A 21,647-nucleotide genomic window follows, 5' to 3' on the forward strand; every position below is an offset into this window, starting at 1 on the left:
GGGAATTTTACTTATGACATCGTCTTTTACTTTCACTGCCAAAAGCTTCCTGCTGGGCAGCGTGCTGCTCAGTCATCTGGCGCTGGCCGGGCAGCCTATCAATAAAGAGCTGGAAACCAGTGGCTCACCGAATGTGGAAATAGAACACGTAAATGGTGAGGCTATCATAAAAACCTGGGACAAAAGCGCGGTTAAGGTAACCGGAGAACTTAGTGACAACACCGAAGAGTACCAGTTTGAAAAACGTGGTGCCGGTGTCTTTCTGGAGATAGAGAGCAAGCGCCATCATGATGACTGGAAAAATGCCAATACGGCAAATGGCGATAAGCTGACTATTTATGTGCCGGTCAATAGCCGGGTGATATACAGCGCGGTCACGGCAGACTTGCAGATTCAGGATGTTACCAACGCCACCAGTGCCGAGATTATTAACGGAGATATTAAAGCGTCAAACCTGCAGGGCAGAATTAAGCTGGAAACCGTTAATGGTGATATCAGACTGGATAACGTGGCGGGCGAGCTGACCGTTGAAACCGTTAATGGCGACATTAGCGGGCAGCACACAGGTTCGCAGGATGCCAGGTTTGTCACGGTGAACGGTGATATTCAGGTTGATTCACAAAGTGCATTGCTTAGGCTTGAGTCGGTGAATGGTAAAATAGACTTTAACGCTGACAGGGTGACCGAACTGGACCTTATCACCGTCAACGGGGCTGTGACAGGGCGGATAAACCTGGCTGATAATGGTGATATTAACGGGACCTCTGTGGGCGGCAAGCTTGATTTAACCTTTAATCAGGATGTCTCTGCACGGTTTGATATGCAGGCGCATGCAGGGGGAAGTATTGTTAATCACCTGACAGACAAGCAGGCCAGCAAAGCTAAGTATGGCCCGAATAAGTGGCTGGAATTCACCGTCGGCAATGGCAGTGCCCGGGTCGAACTATCGACGGTACACGGCAAAATAAGACTGGCAAAACAGTAATGCAGTGACACCGCAGGTCCTTATCCTACTTCCCCGGCCCGGCATTAGCCCGGGTCGTTTTATTGTTGGCTTTACATCAAAAAGTCATAACCGGTCGCTAAACTAGAGTTATTGAACTTATAAGCGGTTGCATACGTATAACTTGCCGTTATATAGATTTATGCAGTACTTCACTTTGTACCCGCTGCCCCCGGTAATCTGTCAGATTTCCCTTAAATTGTTGTTTTATTCTGCATTTGCTCACTATGGTGGGTATCACATTGAACTAATGTATTTGGCAAAGGTTCGTAATCTACAGCAAAACAATAATGCGCAGACCAGGTACGAAGCGTAATGACCAGAAGTTGTAAGGAGTCAGTCATGGTGTGGCACAGCAGCCGCAAGTCATGGTTTACGCCATGTAAAGTTATCATTGGTGCTTTACTGTTAGTCAGTGTAGTTACCAGTTGCGCTATCAGGGATCCCAAACCTGTTGAGGGAACCTGGGTTATAACCGATGCCGTTATGCCTGGGATCAGCGCGGTAAACCCGCAGGAGGCCAGACAGTGGTTCGGACAATCATATCACTACGGTGTGAATAACCTTGTGTTAGGTCAGATTCAATGCCAAAGCCCTGTTTATAGCGAAAAACGTTTGAATGCAGAGGAATTTAATGCACAGTTCAACGTGCCCCTTAGTACACTGGGGGCTGGTAAGCAGGATATTCAGGCTTATCAAATCAGCTGTGATAATAACGATCTGTTACCCGGCCAGCAGCTATTTATTACCGGACACCGGGAAGCATACATGTTGTGGGATGGGGTGTTCTATAAAATGGAAAAAACCGAGGTGAAAAGTCAGCCTGATAATGTGTAATGGTGTTGGTTTAACCAGACCATTGGCGGCCGCAGAGCCTGTTACGGCCCTGTTGCTTGGCCTGATACAACAAGGTGTCACACAGACCGATGATGGTGTCGGTGTCCGCTGGCTGAACAATCTGGACCAGTCCGCCGCTAAATGTCAGCGGTCCCCTGATTTCCGCCACGGAGCTTTCCAGCAACTGACGTAATCGCGCCAGCTCGGCCTGGGCCGCATCAAGGGAGGTATCTGGTAAAATCAGCAAAAACTCCTCGCCGCCATAGCGGCCGGTTAAGTGACGTTTACCGGCCCACAGCGTCAGCTGCCTGCCCACCGTTTCTAACACCGTGTCACCAACCTGATGACCTAAAGTATCGTTAATCTGTTTAAAGTGGTCGATATCAATCAGTGCCAGACACACCGGACTATTCTGCGTAGCTTTGCTTAATGCGGTATCAGCCAGGCCGACACTGTGCCCGCGATTATAAAGCCGGGTCAGACTGTCGGTACGGGCAAAGGCTCGCAGTTGCTGCTGATGACGAACCAGATACCAAATCAGCGCGCCACCCACAATCACCAGCGCGGTAGTAAATACCGCGACCAGCGTCATTTGTTCGGCGCGGGTCTGGTGTAGCTGATGTTCGGTAATCAGGATATCGCGTTCTGGATTTTCGAGCTCGTCGCTAAGCATATTTAAATGTAGTTGCTTAACCGACACATCAGTTCGGCTTCTAATTTTATCTACGGCACGTTTATACAAGTCAAAAGCATCTTCGTATTGTTTGTTATCTAGCTTGAGCCGGGCATGCAAAACCAGTGATTCTGCTCTTTCAACTGAGCCTTGTTCATTATGATTTCTGCTGTTTTTCATCAGCTGGAAAAAGTGCATAGCCGACTCAGGGTTTTGTAGTTTAAGTTGTGCCAGACTCATCAACATGTAGGCGTTGTAATTCATGTTCGGAATAGTCATATACGTTTGCTTCTGAAACTCTACAACTTCCTGAGCATATTTAAATGTCATAGGGTAATTGTCCATCTCTCTGTAAAAAGAGGCAAACCGCATTAATGACACTAGTTTGGTATAAGGATCTGAGCTTCTTCGCGCTACCTGGCTAAGCTTCTTAAGCGCAGATTTTGCTTCATCGTATTGAGTTAAGCTGATAAGGGCTGCTACCTGGCAGGAAAGTGCATTCGCCAAAAAGTCGGAGGACAAGTGAGAGCTGGTCTCGGTGAGCTCAGTCAGTTTTGTGCAATATTTTAACCGTTCGGCATCATTTTCTAAGCCAAACATCGAATAGGCCATACTTTTATACATTTCGGTCAGAGGAAAATCATACCAGTCATAAGCGGCTGTTGCCGGTGGGGCGATTTTCATAACGTTATAAAGCTCAATGATGGCATTGAGATAGCTGCCTTCGCCCTGATACGTCATCACCAGATAGTAACTGGCCAGCCGGCGTAGCCGGACCCAGTTATGGTTCGCTGCAATCTGCTTGAGCTGATACAAGTCCTGTAATTTGGTTTGCGCGGACTCGCCGGAAAACCAGGTCCTGAGAATACGGCTTTCATGAAACAGGGCAGGGTAGCGGGTCTGAAGGGCCTGCCAGTCAGCAGGCGTGGGTGTTATAGCCGACTCACCCTGTCCGGCATTCAGCCAGACTGAATAGTAAACATAGCGCCCCAGTGGAGTGGAGGTATCAAATTCTGCCTGTTTCAGGGCGGGAATAATTTCAGCATAAGGCAGGAGCATCACTTGCTGGCGCTTCTGCAGGTAGTCATCCAGAGTGGACGCGCAGACGCCTGCACTCCACAGAGTGCTCAGGATACAAAAACACAAGTAAAGACAGGCAGTCAGCTTCACAAGACAGCAAGAATACAAACAGACAATGCCTACGACTATACGTATCCCCAAAAGGCAATAAAAGGACTTATTTGATTAAGTTTCAGGACACCTTTGTTGTGGGACTGGCTGACTGTCATTAGCCTGCGCTAGGCCTGATTCAGGCTCCGGCTGTACAGCCTGTTACGGCCCTGTTGCTTGGCCTGATACAGCAAGGTGTCACACAGACCGATGATGGTGTCGGTGTCCGCTGGCTGAGCAACCTGGACCATACCGCCGCTAAATGTCAGCGGTCCCCTGATTTCCGCCACGGAGCTTTCCAGCAACTGACGTAATCGCGCCAGCTCGGCCTGGGCCACATCAAGGGAGGTATCTGGTAAAATCAGCAAAAACTCCTCGCCGCCATAGCGGCCGGCCAAGTGACGTTTACCGGCCCACAGCGTCAGCTGCCTGCCCACCGTTTCTAACACCTTGTCACCAACCTGATGACCCAAAGTATCGTTAATCTGTTTAAAGTGGTCGATATCAATCAGTGCCAGACACACCGGACTATTCTGCGTAGCTTTGCTTAATGCGGTATCAGCCAGGCCGACACTGTGCCCGCGATTATAAAGCCGGGTCAGACTGTCGGTACGGGCAAAGGCTCGCAGTTGCTGCTGATGACGAACCAAATACCAAATCAGCGCGCCACCCACAATTACCAGCGCCGTGGTAAATACCGCGACCAGCGTCATCTGTTCGGCGCGGGTCTGGTGTAGCTTATTTTTTATTATCAGTACGGAGGACTGTGATTGTTCGGTGTCTTTTTGCAGTGCCATTAAACTCATATCATTGACTGGTGCCACCGAGCGAGGCCCGAACAGAGACAAGGCTTTTTCATACAGAGCCCCGGCAGCAGCATAATTGCCCAGTGCATTTTCAATCCGGGCCTTAAGCACAATGGCTTCGATATCAAAATGTGTGCCTTGCTCAATAGCGCCCCGACTATTTTCCATTGCCAGAAAATAACGCAGTGAAGCTTGGGGATTTCCTAGTTTAAGCTGAGCGTCACTCATCAACATATTTGCTGTATATACTGTATTTGAAATGTTTATTCCCAGCTGTTCCTGGATATCAATAGTCTCCTGAGCGTATCTTATGGAGAGTTCATGCTTTTCCTTAGCGCGAAAAAAAATTGCAAAGCGGATAAGCGATGTAATTTTGATTTCGGGAACATTTGAATTAGTAGCCAGCGTGTTCAACTTTTTAAGAGTCTGTTCGGCATCGCTGAATCTGGACATTCTGAGTAGCGCACCAATCTGACAAGCAAGTGCCCTTGCTTCAGCCCCTTCGTCATAAGTAGGTTGGGCTGTCAGAAAATCCTGTATTTTGATGCAATATTTGTACTGGCCTTGATTGTTGCGAAGTCCGTACTGGGAGTAGGCCATGTCTGAATAAATATCAATGAGAGAATAGTCATACCAGTCATAAGCGGCTGTTGCCGGTGGGGCGATTTTCATAACGTTATAAAGCTCAATGATGGCATTGAAATAGCTGCCTTCGCCCTGATACGTCATCACCAGATAGTAACTGGCCAGCCGGCGTAGCCGGACCCAGTTATGGTTCGCTGCAATCTGCTTGAGCTGATACAAATCCTGTAATTTAGTTTGCGCGGACTCGCCGGAAAACCAGGTCCTGAGAATACGGCTTTCATGAAACAGGGCAGGGTAGCGGGTCTGAAGGGCCTGCCAGTCAGCAGGCGTGGGTGTTATAGCCGACTTACCCTGTCCGGCATTCAGCCAGACTGAATAGTAAACATAGCGCCCCAGTGGGGTGGAGGTATCAAATTCTGCCTGTTTCAGGGCGGGAATAATTTCAGCATAAGGCAGGAGCATCACTTGCTGGCGCTTCTGCAGGTAGTCATCCAGAGTGGACGCGCAGACGCCTGCACTCCACAGAGTGCTCAGGATACAAAAACACAAGTAAAGACAGGCAGTCAGCTTCACAAGACAGCAAGAATACAAACAGACAATGCCTACGACTATACGTATCCCCAAAAGGCAATAAAAGGACTTATTTGATTAAGTTTCAGGACACCTTTGTCATTAGCCTGCGCTAGGCCTGATTCAGGCTCCGGCTGTACAGCCTGTTACGGCCCTGTTGCTTGGCCTGATACAGCAAGGTGTCACACAGACCGATGATGGTGTCGGTGTCCGCTGGCTGAGCAACCTGGACCAGACCGCCGCTAAATGTCAGCGGTCCCCTGATTTCCGCCACGGAGCTTTCCAGCAACTGACGTAATCGCGCCAGCTCGGCCTGGGCCGCATCAAGGGAGGTATCTGGTAAAATCAGCAAAAACTCCTCGCCGCCATAGCGGCCGGCCAAGTGACGTTTACCGGCCCACAGCGTCAGCTGCCTGCCCACCGTTTCTAACACCTTGTCACCAACCTGATGACCCAAAGTATCGTTAATCTGTTTAAAGTGGTCGATATCAATCAGTGCCAGACACACCGGACTATTCTGCGTAGCTTTGCTTAATGCGGTATCAGCCAGGCCGACACTGTGCCCGCGATTATAAAGCCGGGTCAGACTGTCGGTACGGGCAAAGGCTCGCAGTTGCTGCTGATGACGAACCAAATACCAAATCAGCGCGCCACCCACAATTACCAGCGCCGTGGTAAATACCGCGACCAGCGTCATCTGTTCGGCGCGGGTCTGGTGTAGCTTATTTTTTATTATCAGTACGGAGGACTGTGATTGTTCGGTGTCTTTTTGCAGGGCCATTAAACTCATATCATTGACTGGTGCCACCGAGCGAGGCCCGAACAGAGACAAGGCTTTTTCATACAGTGCCCCGGCAGCAGCATAATTGCCCAGTGCATTTTCAATCCGGGCCTTAAGTACAATGGCTTCGATGTCATAATGGATACCTTGCTCTATTGAACCCCGTCCGGTTTCCATTGACTGAAGATATTGCTTAGCAGTCTGAGGGTTGCCCAGATCCAGTTGAGACAGAGCCATTAATTTATTTGCTGTATATATGGTATTTGGCAGCCTGATCCCCAACTGACGCTGTATATCAATGACATCCTTTGCATAGGAAAATGCGAGAGCGTACTTTTCCTGAGCCCGGAAAAAAATAGCAAACTGGATTAAAGCAGTGATTTTAACTTCTGTTAATTTTGTGCTTAATGCCAGCGCATTCAATTTTTTTAACGTATCCTCTGCTTCGCTGATATTTGACATTCTGAGCTGCGCACCAATCTGACAAGCCAGCGCCCGGGCTGTAGACTCTGTATCTGATGTAGCTTCAGAGGACAAAAAGTTAACGGTTTTCTGACAATACTTCAGCTCGCCTTCTGTGTTTCCCAGCCCGTACATTGAACGCGTCATGTCTGAATAAATATCAATGAGAGAATAGTCATACCAGTCATAAGCGGCTGTTGCCGGTGGGGCGATTTTCATAACGTTATAAAGCTCAATGATGGCATTGAAATAGCTGCCTTCGCCCTGATACGTCATCACCAGATAGTAACTGGCCAGCCGGCGTAGCCGGACCCAGTTATGGTTCGCTGCAATCTGCTTGAGCTGATACAAGTCCTGTAATTTGGTTTGCGCGGACTCGCCGGAAAACCAGGTCCTGAGAATACGGCTTTCATGAAACAGGGCAGGGAAGCGAGTCTGAAGGGCCTGCCAGTCAGCAGGCGTGGGTGTTATAGCGGGCTCACCCTGTCCGGCATTCAGCCAGACTGAATAGTAAACATAGCGCCCCAGTGGGGTGGAGGTATCAAATTCTGCCTGTTTCAGGGCGGGAATAATTTCAGCATAAGGCAGGAGCATCACTTGCTGGCGCTTCTGCAGGTAGTCATCCAGAGTGGACGCCTGAGCCACTGAACACCACAAGGTACTTATTAAAAGTAACCACCGGCGAACAACCCTTAATCCCTTCACTCACCTACTCAGCAGTAAATACGCGGCTGTATGTACGGCTTTTCCCCTCTTTTTTAGCCCGATACAATAAAGAGTCACATAACGATAATACCGGCGTCATGTCTGTTTTATGTAAAACCTGTACCAGCCCGCAGCTGAATTCAATGGCAAGCCCGGCACTGGATAAGCGATTATTGTCCTGCAGCAGTGTTTGTCGTGCCTGCTCGATTTTCTGAGTCGCATCCTGTAAATTCGTATTGTTCATCATAATGATAAATTCTTCGCCACCGTAACGACCAACCACATCGTCTTTGCCAAAACGGTATTTGAACTGGCGGGCAAAATCCATCAGCACTTTATCGCCTTTACTGTGGCCATAGTCGTCATTGATACTCTTAAAATTATCAATATCCACCATGGCAACACAGATGGAGCGGGACTTTTTGAGCGCACCAAGCTGACGACTGATTTTTTGCAGGGCATACCAGCGATTACTCACGCCGGTCAGTGTATCGATCTGCGCAAAGCTTTCCAGCTGGCGTTTATGCCGGAACAGACGCCAGACTAACAGGCCAGATGCAATGGCCAGTACTGATGTAAAAACAGCCAGTAACGTCATATTGTCAGACTTGGTTTTGTGTAACTGACTTTGTAGTTTCAGGTAGGACAGGTGCTTTTCATCCAGTTCTCTGGTCAGGGCGTTAAGATGAATATCGTTAACAGTCTTGCCCCCTTTTCCCGCCAGGGCGCTGATCGTTTTTTCATAATATTCGGCCGCTTTATCATATTGCCTGAGTGACTCGGCAACTCTGGCTTTGATGATCAGTGCCTCATTTTCAAACACACTTTTTGATCTGACACCTTGCCGGCTGTCATCCATTATCGTGAGATATCTGGCAGCGCTCTCAATATTACCCATTTCTAGCTGAGCTGCGCTCATCAGCATATAAATGATAAAGGCGTACCTTTTATTTTCTGCCTGTAACTGCTCGATGAGCTCAGCTGCTTTTTTAGCGTGGGTAAAGGTATCGGCATAATTTTTTCGAGCGTATTCTAAACCGGCCTGGCGCATGGATGAATACAGTTTTATGGTGGCTGAGTCAGTACTTGCAGCAAGCTGCTTCAGGCTATCGAGAGCCCGACTAGCCTGCTGGGTATCCTGCATACCAATGTAAGCATCGACTCGACAGGTATAGGCGCTTGCATACAGCTGTGCATCGGAAGCAGCACTGGCTCTTAATTGTAAGTCGAGTTTGTCGCAGTAGGTAAGCTGCTCCTGATAATTTCGTAGTGCATACATGGAAAAAGCCATATCTGTATGCATCGAAAACAGAGAATAGTCATAAGTCACGGGAAACGGTGGTGCGACCTGCGACAGCTGATGTATTTCAATAATGGCGCTCATCCAGTTTCCGTTGTCTGACAGGATACTGACAATATGCTTGCTGGCGAGCCGGGCAACTCTGACAAATTGCTGCTGTTCTGCTGCCTGTCTGATCTGATAAAGCTGTCTGAGTGTTTCTTTAACCGGTTTTTGGGCCCGGCTTATCGTAATGATTTGCTGTTCGTAATATAACTCCGGGAGCTCGTTTTTAAGCGCCCTCAGATCATCGGTGGATAGTTCAGATTGTTCAGCCGGCTGGCTATCAATGACGAGTACGGAATGATAAAAATAGCGGCCCTGCACCGTGTCGGTGTCAAAAACGGAAGTTTGTAAGGCATCTGCGCGCTCAGGCCCGGGCAGCGATAATATTTTACTGCGGGCGCTTAAATACTCCTCGCTCACCGAGGCCTGCACCACAATACAATAAAATAAGCTTGCAAACAGGCATACAAGTCTGGTCATAGATTGATAAGAGTAAATGATGAACAGAGAAACAGTTAAAAGAGTCTTTGACTATATCGACAGTCATTTGCCAGTGAAAGGACTAATTTGTAAGTATTTGGGATAATTCTTTTACCACGACAAACTGATTTGCATTTTATTAACTTATTGTTTAACAGGGTATTAGAAATATCTAATGCAAATAGTATCATGTCTTCCTCTTATTCTGACCATACAGTTTGTGGCAGTCATAAATAAGTCAGCAGGATGATTTTAACTTAGCGTCAATTTAACGCATAATATTCGCCTGAATGATTGAGTAATGGTTGTAGTTTGTGAAAACCACGTCCCCTGATAAAGACCCTAGTATCGAAAAGCTGAAAGTGCCTCCTCACAGCGTAGAAGCAGAGCAGTCTGTACTAGGCAGTATGCTGATTGATCCTGATACCTGGGATAAAGTGGCAGAAATTGTTTCAGAGCACGACTTTTACACTCGCACACATCAAATCATATTTCGGGCTATTGTTCGCCTGCTGGGGCGAAACGAGCCTATCGATCTTATCACGGTGTCAGAAGAGCTTGAACAACGTGATGAGCTTGAAGATGCCGGCGGCTTTGCGTATTTGGGGGAACTGGCAAAAAATACGCCGAGCTCAGCCAATGTGGTGTCTTATGCCAAAATTATCAGCGAGCGTGCGATCACCCGTGAGCTTATTGGGGTGGCGCACGAAATTGCCGAGATTGGCTATAATCCTGAAGGGCGCGAGAGTGCCGACATTCTGGATTTTGCAGAAAGCAAAGTATTTGAAATTGCCGAAAAACGCACCAGCGAAAATGATGGCCCGATGGGTATTAATCCGGTGCTGGCAAAAACCGTGGATCGGCTCGAAGCGCTGATCAAGACCGGTAAGGATGTGACGGGGGTTACCACAGGATTTAGCGACCTGGATAAAAAAACCAGCGGACTGCAACCGTCTGATCTGGTTATTGTGGCGGCACGTCCCTCAATGGGTAAAACCACATTTGCTATGAATCTGGTAGAAAATGCCATGCTGGCAGAAAATAAACCGGTATTAGTGTTCAGTCTTGAGATGCCGTCTGAGCAGCTGATGATGCGTATGCTGGCCTCTCTTAGCCGGGTCGATCAGACCAAAATCCGTACCGCTCAGCTTGAAGATGAGGATTGGGCGCGTATCTCCAACACCATGGCGATGCTAAAAGACAAAGATTGTTTGTATATCGATGATTCATCAGGGCTTACGCCCATGGATGTACGCAGTCGCGCCCGCAAAATTGCCCGGGATAGGGGGGGGATCTCCATGATCATGGTCGATTACCTTCAGCTAATGCGGGTACCGTCTCTGGCTGATAACCGGACGCTGGAGATTGCCGAGATTTCCCGGTCATTAAAAGCATTGGCAAAAGAGCTGGAAGTGCCGGTAGTAGCGCTGTCTCAGCTAAACCGAAGCCTGGAGCAGCGAGCGGACAAACGGCCGGTAAACTCCGATCTCAGGGAGTCAGGCTCTATCGAGCAGGATGCTGACCTCATTATGTTTATTTATCGTGATGAGGTATATCACGAAAACAGTGAAGAGAAGGGTATTGCAGAAATAATTATCGGTAAGCAGCGGAACGGACCCATTGGAACCTGTCGGTTGACTTTCCAGGGGCAGTTTTCCCGGTTTGATAATTATGCCGGTCCGGCTATCGCGGATGAATATTAGAGGCAATCACTTGTAATAAATACAAAAAAGGCGCTTAACAAGCGCCTTTTTCTATACTGCAGGAAAAACGTAATTAGTTACGTTCTTCTGGTACTTCTACCATGGCAGTCACTCGAATGTGAATGCGACGGTTAATGCGGTTCGCTTCAGCTGTGTTTGAATCATCAATCAGCTGAGATTCACCAAAGCCTTCAGTCGTCAGACGAGATTCATCGATGCCGTACTCTTCAACCAGCACATTTTTGAATGCTTCAGCACGACGCTTAGACAGGTCCATGTTGTATGACTCTGAACCTGGTGCAGACGCGTGGCCTTCGATTACAGCTTCAGTTTTGCCATAACGTTTGAAGAAGTTTGCAAACTCTTCAATATTCTCTGCATTTACATCAGTAACATCTGCACTGTTATGAGGGAACAGAACGCGCAGGGTATGAGTCACTTCTTCTTCTTCAAATACAGTACAGCCATCAGCGTCAACTTTGTCATTCATTGGCGTATCAGGACACATATCTTTGTCGTCTTTTACGCCGTCGTTGTCGCTGTCACCCACAATTTCACAACCGCGTGCATCTACTTCTGCACCTGCTGGTGTGTTAGGGCACTCATCAACACTGTTCATTACACCGTCGTTGTCAGAATCCTGATCAACCGGAGTAGCTGGTGCTGGTTCAGGCTGTGAAGACGCAGAACCGCCTAATGGGAAAACCACACCCAGCTTAGCGCTGTAGTCCGTGTAATCCTGACCAAAATCATAATAAGCAGCGATTTCAGTTACCAGCTTCACTTTGTCAGAAATATCCCAGTGCTTACCAATACCTACATCAGCAAGGTTCAGGTTCTCATCAAAGTCCTGACGCTTGTAACCTGCGAATACGTACCACAGATCGTCAGGCATGAAATACATAGCATCAACACCGTAAGAAACGCCAGATACACTGTCGTCACGGCCCAGAACCTGCTGGTAATCGATATCAAGCGCAGTTAATTCACCACGAATCGCCCAGTTTTCGTCAAAGCGCCAGCCATATTCGCCACCAAAACCAAAGCCATCGTCCATCAGGTCGTCTGCAGGCTTAGTCTCTTCAGCGTTGTAATACATGCCATATAGGCCGATCCAGCTGTCGTACGCTTTACCAGAAGTATCTTCCTGAGCAAAACTGTTAGCTGACATTACAGCCAGGGCTACAGCAGCAATATTGAATGTTTTTTTCATAGTCACATCCTGTATAAAGTTGAGTGATAAACAGATTTTTTAGCTATGCACAGCGCATACCAGAAATTAAATCTTGCCCATCGGGACACGATGAGAATGTTATCCGATCTTCCCTTGAAGTGTCGCAATGATACGCCGACTTCCCCCGTTATTGCGATGCTCGGCAAGGGTTATACCCTGCCACGTACCCAATTGCAATTTTCCATTTGCAACCGGCACCGTCAGTTCGCACCCCAACAGGCTTGATTTAATATGGGCAGGCATGTCGTCGCTGCCCTCATAGGTATGCGTAAAGTAAGGTGTATTTTCTTTAACTGTATGATTGAACCAGCTTTCCAGATCACTTCTGACCGAAGGATCTGCATTTTCATTAATGGTGAGACTGGCACTGGTATGCTGTAAAAACAAGTGGAGCAGGCCCACATCCAGCCTTTTGATATCAGGTAATGCCTGATTAACCTCATCGGTGATCAAATGAAAACCGCGCTGAAAGCGCGGTAATACAATGGTTTCGCTGTGCCAGAATACGTTATTTGTCAAAACAGATTTCCAGATAGGCCATGCCTACGTCACTTTGAAATGGCATGATAAGCTTGGGACCATCAACCTGATGGCTGATGGTATGTTGCTTGCCTGACACTACCACCGGCGTGGCCATACCAAACTCATATCCTTTCTCTGACAGGTCGCGCTTGGCATTCCCGCAAATCATATTGGTGACTTCACCTACCATGTCGCCAACTTCGGCATCAACAGTTTCCGGTCTCTCTCCAACCATGCGTTCCATAATAGTTAATGCCAGATTTTCATCGAAGGTGATCGACAATGAGCCTTTGACCTGAGGGCCAACCATCCCAATCAAGCCTGACACATCGCCTTTAGCAATATCTGACTGCTTTTTTTTCGGCTTACCCGGCGTCAGTGTGGTCTGCGCCATGGTTTCCATTACATTCAGGAGTCCGGCGATAAACGGGTTAACAAATTCAGCATTCATGGTGATGGTGCGCTCCATTTTCTGTATTTTCTGCCTGCTGGCAGTCAGCGCACAATCCGTGCGCCTCAATCGTTTGTGTTGATACGGAAAAACCGTGGGCCTTAGCCTGATTATCAAGGGTTTCTTTCAGCCCTTCTGACTGAATTTCCGCCACATCACCACAACTGTCGCAAATAAGGAACTGTACCGGATGATGACAACCAAAATGGTGACATGCTACAAAAGCATTGGTTGATTCAAGGCGATGAATAAAACCAAATTCCAGTAAAAAATCCAGGGCACGATACACCGTTGCCGGCTTGGCGCCAGACTCTGTTTCTTTTAATGCATCCAGCAATTCATAAGCGCCCATAGGACCATGTTTACTTAATAATATTTCGTAGACTTTTTCACGCAGCGGGGTAAACCGCGCTCCGCGCTGGTCACAATAAGCCCGCGCTTTATTGATTAACGTCGATTTATTCATAATTTCGCGTATTCTTTGCTCGTGCCTATGATCAGTTTATTGATTCTGTTCTGTCTCAGCGATAGTTTTTTCGCCATGAGCCTCAAACATATGGCTGATTAACTGATCTTCAAGTTCGAATCGCTGGGTCAGCACCTCACCTAACCGGGCAATCGCCTGTTCAAAGGCAGCCGCTTTTTCCAGCTGTATCTCGGCACTGAAATCGTCGTTAAACTGTAAGGCGGTATCGGTTGTATCTGCCAGCTGAGGATAGATCGTTTGTTTCAGTGTTTGTCCGGCTTTATCATCACTAACCAGTAAATCGTAGATTTTAAAGTGTCCGGCAGAGGTATAGTCAATCAGGTTGTCACAAAACACCGAAAGCTCTGCCTCTGCCGGGAGTGTACCCTGACGGGTGTTAATACCGGCCAGCCGGCAATACTCTATCAGCAGAGCCTGTCTGGCGTGTAACCAATTATCGACAGTGGCCGACCGGCCGCCCCATTTTTCCCGGGTTTTTTCTAATTGATTTAACACCTTGCCTCTCCTGATTGCGATTTTTCAGCAGCTTGCGATAGCTAAAAAACAGTATAACACCGACGCGTCACAGCACAACTTCCACACGGGTAAACTGCCTGATCCCCCTTGTTTTATCATCGTTTGTGCTTTTATTATCAGGCTCAGTCGTAGCGCCAGTGGGTCAAAACATTATGATGAATCCAACGCAGACAGAGGTTTTGAATCAGTATTCAGGCCCCTGGCTGGTTTTTTCTAAAGACAAAATCCTGATTAATACCCAAACCGGAGAATTACCCCGTGAGAACTGGCAGACAATGCCTTTTCTGCACCATTATGCCAGCGAGGCTCGTCAGCTACCGCCTCTGGTATATCCGCCAGAAGTCGGACCGCAGGAGACCTTTGATGAGCCGTTGATGGTGGTGGATGTCGGCAGTGAGCAGCTAGACTGTGAAGGGTGGCAGTGGACCTCTTTACGGCACCTGCTGACCACCGCATCGAAAGATGCATTCCGGGAGTATGCCCGTGCCTGGCAATATGTGCATTTTTTGCGAACGCATCGATATTGTGGACAGTGCGGAGCGACCACTAACCAGATTGACTGGGAAATGGCGCTGCAGTGTAACCGTTGTGGTCATCGTACTTACCCACGGGTATCGCCCTGTATCATTGTAGCAATTTACAGCGGCTCAAAAATACTGCTGGCCAGGGGAGTACGACATAAAGAGCTTAATATGTACTCCACTTTGGCAGGCTTTGTCGAAAGCGGCGAAACGCTGGAGCAGGCTGTGCATCGTGAGGTCATGGAAGAAGTGGGCGTCAGGGTGAAAAATCTGAAGTATTTTGACAGTCAGCCCTGGCCGTTCCCCCATTCGCTGATGGTAGGGTTTATTGCAGAATATGCCGGTGGTGAGATTAACGTCGATGATAACGAAATTGTTGATGCCTACTGGTTTGATACAGACGCATTGCCTAATACGCCACCGAAACTGTCTATTGCTGGCCGGCTGATTGAAGAGGTGGTGCGTACAAAGCGATCCAGCTGATTAAAAAATTAATAAAATAAAAAAGTCTTAGTCGGGCGAATATTGATATAATCCGCCCGCCCATTCACCCGTGCTAGTTTGAGGAATATATGTCACAGCAGCCAACAACGCCGACATCTGAATTAAAAAACGACCGTTATCTGCGTGCGTTGTCAAAGCAACCTGTTGATGCCACCCCGGTATGGATGATGCGTCAGGCCGGGCGCTATTTACCGGAATATAAAGCAACCCGCGCACAGGCTGGTGATTTCATGTCATTGTGTCGTAACGCCGAGCTAGCCTGTGAAGTGACCATGCAGCCATTGCGTCGCTTTGATCTTGACGCAGCAATTTTGTTTTCTGACATTCTGACTATTCCGGATGCGATGGGACTTGGGCTGTATTTTGAAGCCGGCGAGGGTCCTAAATTCAGTAACCCGATTCAAAGCCAGGCAGATGTTGATAAAATTGGCATCCCAGACCCGGAAGGCGAACTGCAATACGTGATGAATGCAGTGCGTACTATTCGTAAAGAGCTGAAAGGGGAAGTGCCGCTGATTGGTTTTTCCGGCAGCCCCTGGACACTTGCCACCTATATGATTGAAGGTGGTTCCAGCAAAGCCTTTACCAAAATTAAAAAGATGGCATTTGCTCAGCCGGCCGTGCTGCATAAATTAATGGAAAAGCTGGCTGACTCTGTCACCAGTTATCTTAATGCACAGATTGCAGCCGGCGCACAGTCGGTCATGATATTTGATACCTGGGGCGGAGTGCTGTCGCCACGCGATTATAATGAATTTTCGCTGCAGTATATGGCCCGCATTGTCGATGGTCTGACCCGCCACAATGACGGACGTAAAGTACCGGTCACTCTGTTTACCAAAAACGGCGGAATGTGGCTGGAAGACATTGCAGCAACCGGTTGTGATGCTGTGGGACTGGACTGGACTATCAATATTGATGAAGCCCGCCGTCGGATTGGCGACAAGGTGGCCTTGCAGGGCAACATGGATCCGTCCATGCTGTATGCCTCACCACAGCGGATTGAACAGGAAGTGGCTGATATTCTTGCCAGTTATGGGCAGGGAAGCGGTCATGTATTTAATTTAGGTCATGGTATTCATCTGGATGTACCACCTGAAAATGCCGGTGTGTTTATCGATGCAGTCCATCGCCTGAGCAGACCTTATCACCGTTAATTGTTAAGCAGAGTAAACATGAAACCCTGGGTGTATATAGCCTTGCTGATATTTATTGCAGTTGCAGGCTATCAGTTTGGACATTATCAGAATATGCTGGCGACCAGTGACAAGGCCAAAGCCCAGCTGTTTAAAGACGTTCAGGATGAACCTTCAAAACCTGCTTTTAAAGTGGAAACACCGGCAGTCAGGCCATCCGTAAAAATGATGGATGAGCCGGTAGGGCAAACCTTGCGCGACTGGGAAGACTCCCGGGATGCGCTGACGCAGATGAGCGCGGCGGTAGCCAGTGTGCCGCTGCGGTTAAACGCTACCGAGCAAAAGCTGAAACAGTATTTTACGTTACACCCGGATGCCGAAACGTTGTTGTTGCATTCGGTACGCTGTGAACTTAAAGGCTGTGAACTAACCGGTCAGTTTGAAGGTTCTGGCGAAGAGCTGCAAAAACTGGTTGAGCCGCTCAGACAAAACTACACCAGCGCCTCTAACAGCATGTCTACGCAGAACAACATTACTCATTTTGTACTACAGGTAGGGGCGTCTATCTAGCGTGCCTTGTGCTTTAAGCGTCTCTGGGTAATCCTTTTTCCACGATTCTGGCCAGCCGGGCAGTATGCCGGCTACCGCCTCTGGCATCTGGCTGATGCCGCAGTAGGGCCCATTCTATATGAGGCCGAACCAACGCAGATGAGGTGGGCAGTGCTTGTTCAAGTGCATCAACCAGTGCCTGCGAAAAGCCAGCATTCCCCATGGCGACAGCCAGATTACGCTGCCATTTTTCAAACCCGATTCGGCGGATGGGTGAACCTTCGGTATTGGCCAGAAACTGTGATTCCGTCCAGCTGAACAAGGTGAGCAGCGATTGCCCGTGCAGCTGTTTTCGTGGCATAAAATCTTCTTCGGTGGTCACGCTGGCGTACCGATTCCAGGGGCAAACCAGCTGACAATCGTCGCACCCGTAAATCCGGTTACCCATTAAGGGGCGTAGTGACTCCGGGATAATGCCATCGTATTCAATCGTCAAATAAGATATGCATTTGCGGGCATCTACCTGATAAGGTGCCACAATAGCGCCAGTTGGGCACATCGTCAGACAGGCGGTGCAGCTGCCACAGCCTTCTTCAACCGGTTCATCCACCGGCAAGGGTAAATTAATAAATAACTCGCCCAGAAAAAACCAGGAGCCGGCTTCACGGTTAATGGTCAGGCTGTGCTTGCCGGTCCAGCCCAGTCCGGCTTTCTCCGCAATAGCATGTTCCAGCACCGGGGCGGAGTCAACAAAAGGACGATACTGGGTATCGGCCAGGGCGCTTTCAATTTTCTGGCCCAGTTGTTTTAACCGTTTGCGCAACACTTTATGATAATCACGACCCAGCGCATAACGACTGATATACGCATGCTGATCGTTTTTCAGGTTACGGGCGAACGAGGCGTCCGGCGGCAGATAATCCATTCTGACACTGATTACCCGCACTGTGCCGGGCAGCAGTTCGTCTGGCCTCGCTCTTTTCATACCGTGAGCCGCCATAAAATTCATTTCGCCGTGATAGCCGTTATCCAGCCATTGCTGTAGCGGTGCTTCGTGCTGATGCAGATCAATATCACTGATGCCAACTTGCTGAAAGCCTAGCGCACGGCCCCAAGCCTTGATATCGTCTGTTAAACGACCTAAATCGATTGAATTAATTCCGGACATGCCAACATGTTAGATACACAATTGACCACAAGTTTATCATACAAACTGTTTCGCGCCGATGAGGTCAGAAACAATGAGCAGGAAGCCGCCAGCCAGTCAGGCTGTGAAATGTTTACACTGATGGAGCGCGCCGGTGAAGCAGTGTTTCGTCAGTGTCAGCATTTGTTACCTAATACCGATGTGTATCTGGTTCTGGTCGGGCAGGGGAATAACGCCGGCGATGGCTATATCGCGGCCAGTTATGCCAAACAGGCCGGAAAGCAGGTGCATGTTTGCGCGGTGGAGCCACAACGTACTCTGGATGGCGATGCCGGACGAGCCCAGGAGCGCTGGCTGGAAGCAGGTGGTACGATTGAGCGATTTGATGCCGCTTTGTTGAACAAAGCCGGCCTGGTCATCGATGCGTTACTGGGGACCGGTATCAATACCTATATTCGCAACGAATTTGCTGAAATTATTGATGCTGTCAATCAAAGTGACACGCCCGTAGTCAGTATCGATGTGCCCTCGGGCCTGGATGCCGACACCGGTCAGTCGATGGGGCGCTGTATTCAGGCAACCGTAACGGTTACGCTGGTAGGCATCAAGCCGGGACTGACCACCGGCGCGGGTAAACAGTCCTGCGGACGTCTGGTGTTTGAGGATTTAGGTATCTCCAAAGCGTTTGGCCAGCTGGCACGGCCGTTTGCCAGCTGGCTGGATATACAACAGTTTATTGGACTGGGTCCCCGTGACGTGCACAGCCATAAAGGGTCGTACGGCCGGTTATTATGTGTGGGCGCTAACCGTGGTACCGCCGGGGCTATCCGGCTGGCTGGTGAAGCGGCCTTACGTTCTGGCGCAGGCATGGTGCGCGCTTATGTTCACGAAAGTTCCGCGGTGCAGGTCAGTGCGGGCCGGCCTGAACTAATGGTCACCAGTGAAGGGCTGGAGCAGGCGCTGGAATGGGCCAGTTGTGTGGTGATTGGCCCGGGGCTGGGTCAGGATGACTGGGCTCAGTTTACCTTTGAGACGGTGCTCAAGCATTGTCAAAGTGAGCAAAAGCCGGTGGTAATTGATGCCGATGCGCTGAACCTGCTGAGTCGGCAAGCCACAGCCTACACTCTGAACGATTGTATTTTAACACCGCATGCCGGAGAAGCCTCACGCTTACTAGGTGTATCGGTGGAGGATGTGGAAGGCGAACGCTTCAATTATGCAAAACAGTGTGCCCAGCGGTATCATGCTACCTGTGTGTTAAAAGGCGCCGGTACCATCATTGATAACGAAACCAGTGTGGCGGTATGCCGGCATGGTAATCCGGCCATGGCAACCGCTGGCAGTGGCGATGTGTTAAGTGGCATACTAGGTGCATTGCTGGCCCAGGGGCTGAGCACTGAGATGGCCAGCCGGTATGGTGTTACCCTGCATGCAAAAGCGGGTGATGAGCTGGCTGAACTGTATGGTCAGCGTGGTATGATCGCCAGTGATTTATTTGATGCTGTCAGAGTGCTGATCAACCAGTAACTCTGATATAACGTTTTAGGTAGTAAAAGAAACATGACAAACGTGCAGTACAGCCGCGTCGTGACCGAAGAGGCGCAAACTCAGGCGCTGGCTGTTGCTTTAGCCGGTGCGGTGAAAACACACCTGGATAAAGGCCTTATCATTTATTTAGAAGGCGATTTGGGCGCGGGTAAAACCACTTTCAGCCGCCATCTGATCCAGGCGCTGGGTCATTCAGGTAATGTTAAGAGCCCGACCTATACGCTGGTGGAACCTTACGAACTGGAAACGATGACGGTATACCACTTTGATTTATACCGGTTATCCGATCCTGAAGAGCTCGAGTTTATGGGAATTCGTGATTACTTCGGCCAGCGCACGGTGTGTCTGGTTGAGTGGCCCCAAAAAGGCGGGGAATTACTGGCATCGCCTGATGTCATAATGAAGATTCAGCTGAATCAGGATGAACGCCAGATTACCCTGACTGCACCCAGTGAGGCCGGAGCTACGCTCCTTGCAGCCTGTCTGGCTTGATATATTCTATAAGCTGAGCCTAATAATAACGTCATTACGAAAAGGCGAAGTCATGTTGCGCTTAATTACATTTGTATGCCTGATGCTTACCCTGGCAGGACCGGTTGCGGCAGCGCCTAACCCGATCGGCAGTGTGAGGGTGGCCCCGGCAGCGGATAAAACCCGGGTGGTGGTGGATTTATCTGCCGACACCGCATTTACCTATTTTTCATTGCATAATCCTGAACGTCTGGTGATTGATTTGCAAAATACCAGTGATGATCAGGACCTCAGCCTGCAGGGAGATACCGGCTCACTGGTGCGCCGGGTTCGTTATTCTACGCCGAAGAATAGTCAGTCGGCCCGGCTTGTTATTGACCTGACCCGTCAGGCTGATCCCAATCTGTTTACGATTGCGCCATCAGGCGAATACGGACATCGTCTGGTCATTGACCTGAATGACAGCCAGCCTGGTAACGCTGCGGTCTCTGCCGCAGGCAATACCGCTGAGGCGGTACGCATGGACAGCACCAGTAATCAGCGGGATCGGGATATTATTGTTGCCATTGATGCCGGTCACGGAGGCAATGACCCGGGCTCTATTGGCCCGTCCGGTACGTATGAAAAACATATTACACTGAGTATTGCCCGCAAACTGGCTGCGTTATTTGACGCGGAGCCCGGTATGCGTTCAGTGCTGGTACGAGATGGTGACTATTACATTTACCCGACTAAACGGCCTGAGATTGCACGTAAGAAGAAAGCAGATTTACTGATCTCTATTCACGCCGATGCATTTAGCCAACCGGAGCCACGTGGTGGCTCGGTCTGGGTGTTGTCCATGCGCCGGGCAGACTCGGAACTGGGGCGCTGGCTGGAAAAAACCGAGCAACATTCTGAGTTACTCGGGGGGGCGGCTGAAGTGATTTCTGACAATGCCAGTGAACGCTATCTGGCAGAAACCATTATTGGTTTGTCGATGGACCATTCCATGTCGGCCAGTTATGATCTGAGCAAAAAAGTCATTGGCGAGATGAAACAGGTGACCCGGCTGCACAAACGCTCTCCACAGGCTGCCAGCTTTGCCGTGCTCACCGCGCCAGACATTCCGTCGATTCTGGTAGAGGTGGGATTCATCTCTAACCCGCAGGAAGAAAAAAACCTGTTGTGGGACACTTATCGTGAACGGCTCGCCCGCTCTATGTTTAATGCCACCAAAAGCTACTTCAAACAGGTACCGCCAGATGGTACGCTATGGGCATCTCAAAGGGACCGTAATCGAACCCATCGGGTACAAAGCGGAGAGTCCTTGTCCTTACTGGCCCAACGTTACAATGTTAAGGTCAGCAGCATTAAAGAAGCCAATAATTTACGCAGTGATGTGGTACGCATCGGTCAGGTTCTGACTATCCCCAGAACCTGACCTGTCATACCGTGCTAC

General features: G+C 49.1%; 19 protein-coding genes. 9 read left to right on the forward strand and 10 right to left on the reverse strand.

The genetic code is table 11. The annotated features are described in order from the left end of the window. Nucleotides 1-13 precede the first annotated feature (13 nt). Both EZV72_RS01960 and EZV72_RS01965 read left to right on the forward strand, forming a co-directional pair. Nucleotides 14-985 carry a DUF4097 family beta strand repeat-containing protein gene (locus EZV72_RS01960; RefSeq protein WP_137165649.1) on the forward strand — a complete coding sequence of 324 codons (972 nt, stop codon included), beginning with the start codon at nucleotides 14-16 and terminating at the stop codon, nucleotides 983-985. 360 nt (nucleotides 986-1,345) lie between these two features. Next, the gene (locus EZV72_RS01965; RefSeq protein ID WP_137165650.1) at nucleotides 1,346-1,840 is read left to right on the forward strand and encodes a hypothetical protein; all 495 of its coding nucleotides are present in this window, start codon (nucleotides 1,346-1,348) and stop codon (nucleotides 1,838-1,840) included. Between the two features lie 10 nt (nucleotides 1,841-1,850). Here EZV72_RS01965 and EZV72_RS01970 read toward each other — a convergent pair whose 3' ends face one another. From EZV72_RS01970 to EZV72_RS01985, 4 genes are all read right to left on the reverse strand, one after another. Next, nucleotides 1,851-3,659 (reverse strand): tetratricopeptide repeat-containing diguanylate cyclase, encoded by a 1,809-nt coding sequence (locus tag EZV72_RS01970; protein ID WP_137165651.1) that lies wholly within the window; start codon nucleotides 3,657-3,659, stop codon nucleotides 1,851-1,853. Between the two features lie 152 nt (nucleotides 3,660-3,811). Further along, nucleotides 3,812-5,623, reverse strand: a complete 1,812-nt coding sequence (locus tag EZV72_RS01975) for a GGDEF domain-containing protein (RefSeq protein WP_137165652.1) — start codon at nucleotides 5,621-5,623, stop codon at nucleotides 3,812-3,814. Nucleotides 5,624-5,756: 133 nt separating this feature from the next. Then, on the reverse strand, nucleotides 5,757-7,532 hold the full coding sequence (locus tag EZV72_RS01980) for a GGDEF domain-containing protein (protein ID WP_137165653.1): 1,776 nt from the start codon (nucleotides 7,530-7,532) through the stop codon (nucleotides 5,757-5,759). A 64-nt stretch (nucleotides 7,533-7,596) separates the two neighbouring features. After that, complete coding sequence (locus EZV72_RS01985) at nucleotides 7,597-9,417, reverse strand: sensor domain-containing diguanylate cyclase (RefSeq protein ID WP_137165654.1); 1,821 nt, start codon at nucleotides 9,415-9,417, stop codon at nucleotides 7,597-7,599. 314 nt (nucleotides 9,418-9,731) lie between these two features. On the opposite strand from EZV72_RS01985, the gene dnaB reads away from it, so the two are divergent. Beyond that, nucleotides 9,732-11,120 carry a replicative DNA helicase gene (gene dnaB, locus EZV72_RS01990; RefSeq protein ID WP_137165655.1) on the forward strand — a complete coding sequence of 463 codons (1,389 nt, stop codon included), beginning with the start codon at nucleotides 9,732-9,734 and terminating at the stop codon, nucleotides 11,118-11,120. 73 nt (nucleotides 11,121-11,193) lie between these two features. Here dnaB and EZV72_RS01995 read toward each other — a convergent pair whose 3' ends face one another. From EZV72_RS01995 to rsd, 5 genes are all read right to left on the reverse strand, one after another. Then, entirely contained in the window at nucleotides 11,194-12,333 is a 1,140-nt protein-coding gene (locus EZV72_RS01995) for an OmpA family protein (protein WP_137165656.1), read from the reverse strand. A 99-nt stretch (nucleotides 12,334-12,432) separates the two neighbouring features. After that, nucleotides 12,433-12,873: a secondary thiamine-phosphate synthase enzyme YjbQ gene (locus EZV72_RS02000; RefSeq protein ID WP_137165657.1), complete on the reverse strand. Its 441-nt coding sequence runs from the start codon at nucleotides 12,871-12,873 to the stop codon at nucleotides 12,433-12,435. Next, nucleotides 12,863-13,327, reverse strand: coding sequence for a chemotaxis protein CheX (locus EZV72_RS02005; protein ID WP_137165658.1), 465 nt, complete (start codon nucleotides 13,325-13,327; stop codon nucleotides 12,863-12,865). The genes EZV72_RS02000 and EZV72_RS02005 overlap by 11 nt, the downstream gene beginning before the upstream one ends. Further along, nucleotides 13,317-13,793, reverse strand: coding sequence for a transcriptional repressor (locus EZV72_RS02010; RefSeq protein WP_137165659.1), 477 nt, complete (start codon nucleotides 13,791-13,793; stop codon nucleotides 13,317-13,319). The genes EZV72_RS02005 and EZV72_RS02010 overlap by 11 nt, the downstream gene beginning before the upstream one ends. Before the next feature lie 36 nt (nucleotides 13,794-13,829). Then, nucleotides 13,830-14,309, reverse strand: a complete 480-nt coding sequence (gene rsd / locus EZV72_RS02015; RefSeq protein ID WP_137165660.1) for a sigma D regulator — start codon at nucleotides 14,307-14,309, stop codon at nucleotides 13,830-13,832. Between the two features lie 173 nt (nucleotides 14,310-14,482). Between rsd and nudC the strand changes: the two genes are divergently transcribed. The 3 genes from nudC (at nucleotide 14,483) to EZV72_RS02030 (ending at nucleotide 17,061) form a co-directional block, all read left to right on the forward strand. Then, on the forward strand, nucleotides 14,483-15,334 hold the full coding sequence (gene nudC / locus EZV72_RS02020; RefSeq protein WP_137165661.1) for an NAD(+) diphosphatase: 852 nt from the start codon (nucleotides 14,483-14,485) through the stop codon (nucleotides 15,332-15,334). A gap of 89 nt (nucleotides 15,335-15,423) precedes the next feature. Continuing rightward, complete coding sequence (hemE, locus tag EZV72_RS02025) at nucleotides 15,424-16,512, forward strand: uroporphyrinogen decarboxylase (RefSeq protein WP_137165662.1); 1,089 nt, start codon at nucleotides 15,424-15,426, stop codon at nucleotides 16,510-16,512. A gap of 18 nt (nucleotides 16,513-16,530) precedes the next feature. Beyond that, complete coding sequence (locus EZV72_RS02030; protein ID WP_137165663.1) at nucleotides 16,531-17,061, forward strand: hypothetical protein; 531 nt, start codon at nucleotides 16,531-16,533, stop codon at nucleotides 17,059-17,061. A gap of 13 nt (nucleotides 17,062-17,074) precedes the next feature. Here the strand turns inward: EZV72_RS02030 and queG are convergent, their stop codons facing one another. Further along, on the reverse strand, nucleotides 17,075-18,208 hold the full coding sequence (queG, locus tag EZV72_RS02035) for a tRNA epoxyqueuosine(34) reductase QueG (RefSeq protein WP_137165664.1): 1,134 nt from the start codon (nucleotides 18,206-18,208) through the stop codon (nucleotides 17,075-17,077). A gap of 6 nt (nucleotides 18,209-18,214) precedes the next feature. Here queG and EZV72_RS02040 point away from each other — a divergent pair, with 6 nt between their 5' ends. From EZV72_RS02040 to EZV72_RS02050, 3 genes are read left to right on the forward strand one after another with little or no spacing between them, the layout of a single operon-like run. After that, nucleotides 18,215-19,714, forward strand: coding sequence for an NAD(P)H-hydrate dehydratase (locus EZV72_RS02040; RefSeq protein WP_137165665.1), 1,500 nt, complete (start codon nucleotides 18,215-18,217; stop codon nucleotides 19,712-19,714). 33 nt (nucleotides 19,715-19,747) lie between these two features. Further along, nucleotides 19,748-20,227 (forward strand): tRNA (adenosine(37)-N6)-threonylcarbamoyltransferase complex ATPase subunit type 1 TsaE, encoded by a 480-nt coding sequence (gene tsaE / locus EZV72_RS02045; RefSeq protein WP_137165666.1) that lies wholly within the window; start codon nucleotides 19,748-19,750, stop codon nucleotides 20,225-20,227. Nucleotides 20,228-20,279: 52 nt separating this feature from the next. Next, nucleotides 20,280-21,629, forward strand: coding sequence for an N-acetylmuramoyl-L-alanine amidase (locus EZV72_RS02050; RefSeq protein ID WP_137165667.1), 1,350 nt, complete (start codon nucleotides 20,280-20,282; stop codon nucleotides 21,627-21,629). Nucleotides 21,630-21,647 lie beyond the last annotated feature (18 nt).

The organism is Salinimonas lutimaris (assembly GCF_005222225.1).
Taxonomy (GTDB): Bacteria; Pseudomonadota; Gammaproteobacteria; order Enterobacterales; family Alteromonadaceae; genus Alteromonas; species Alteromonas lutimaris.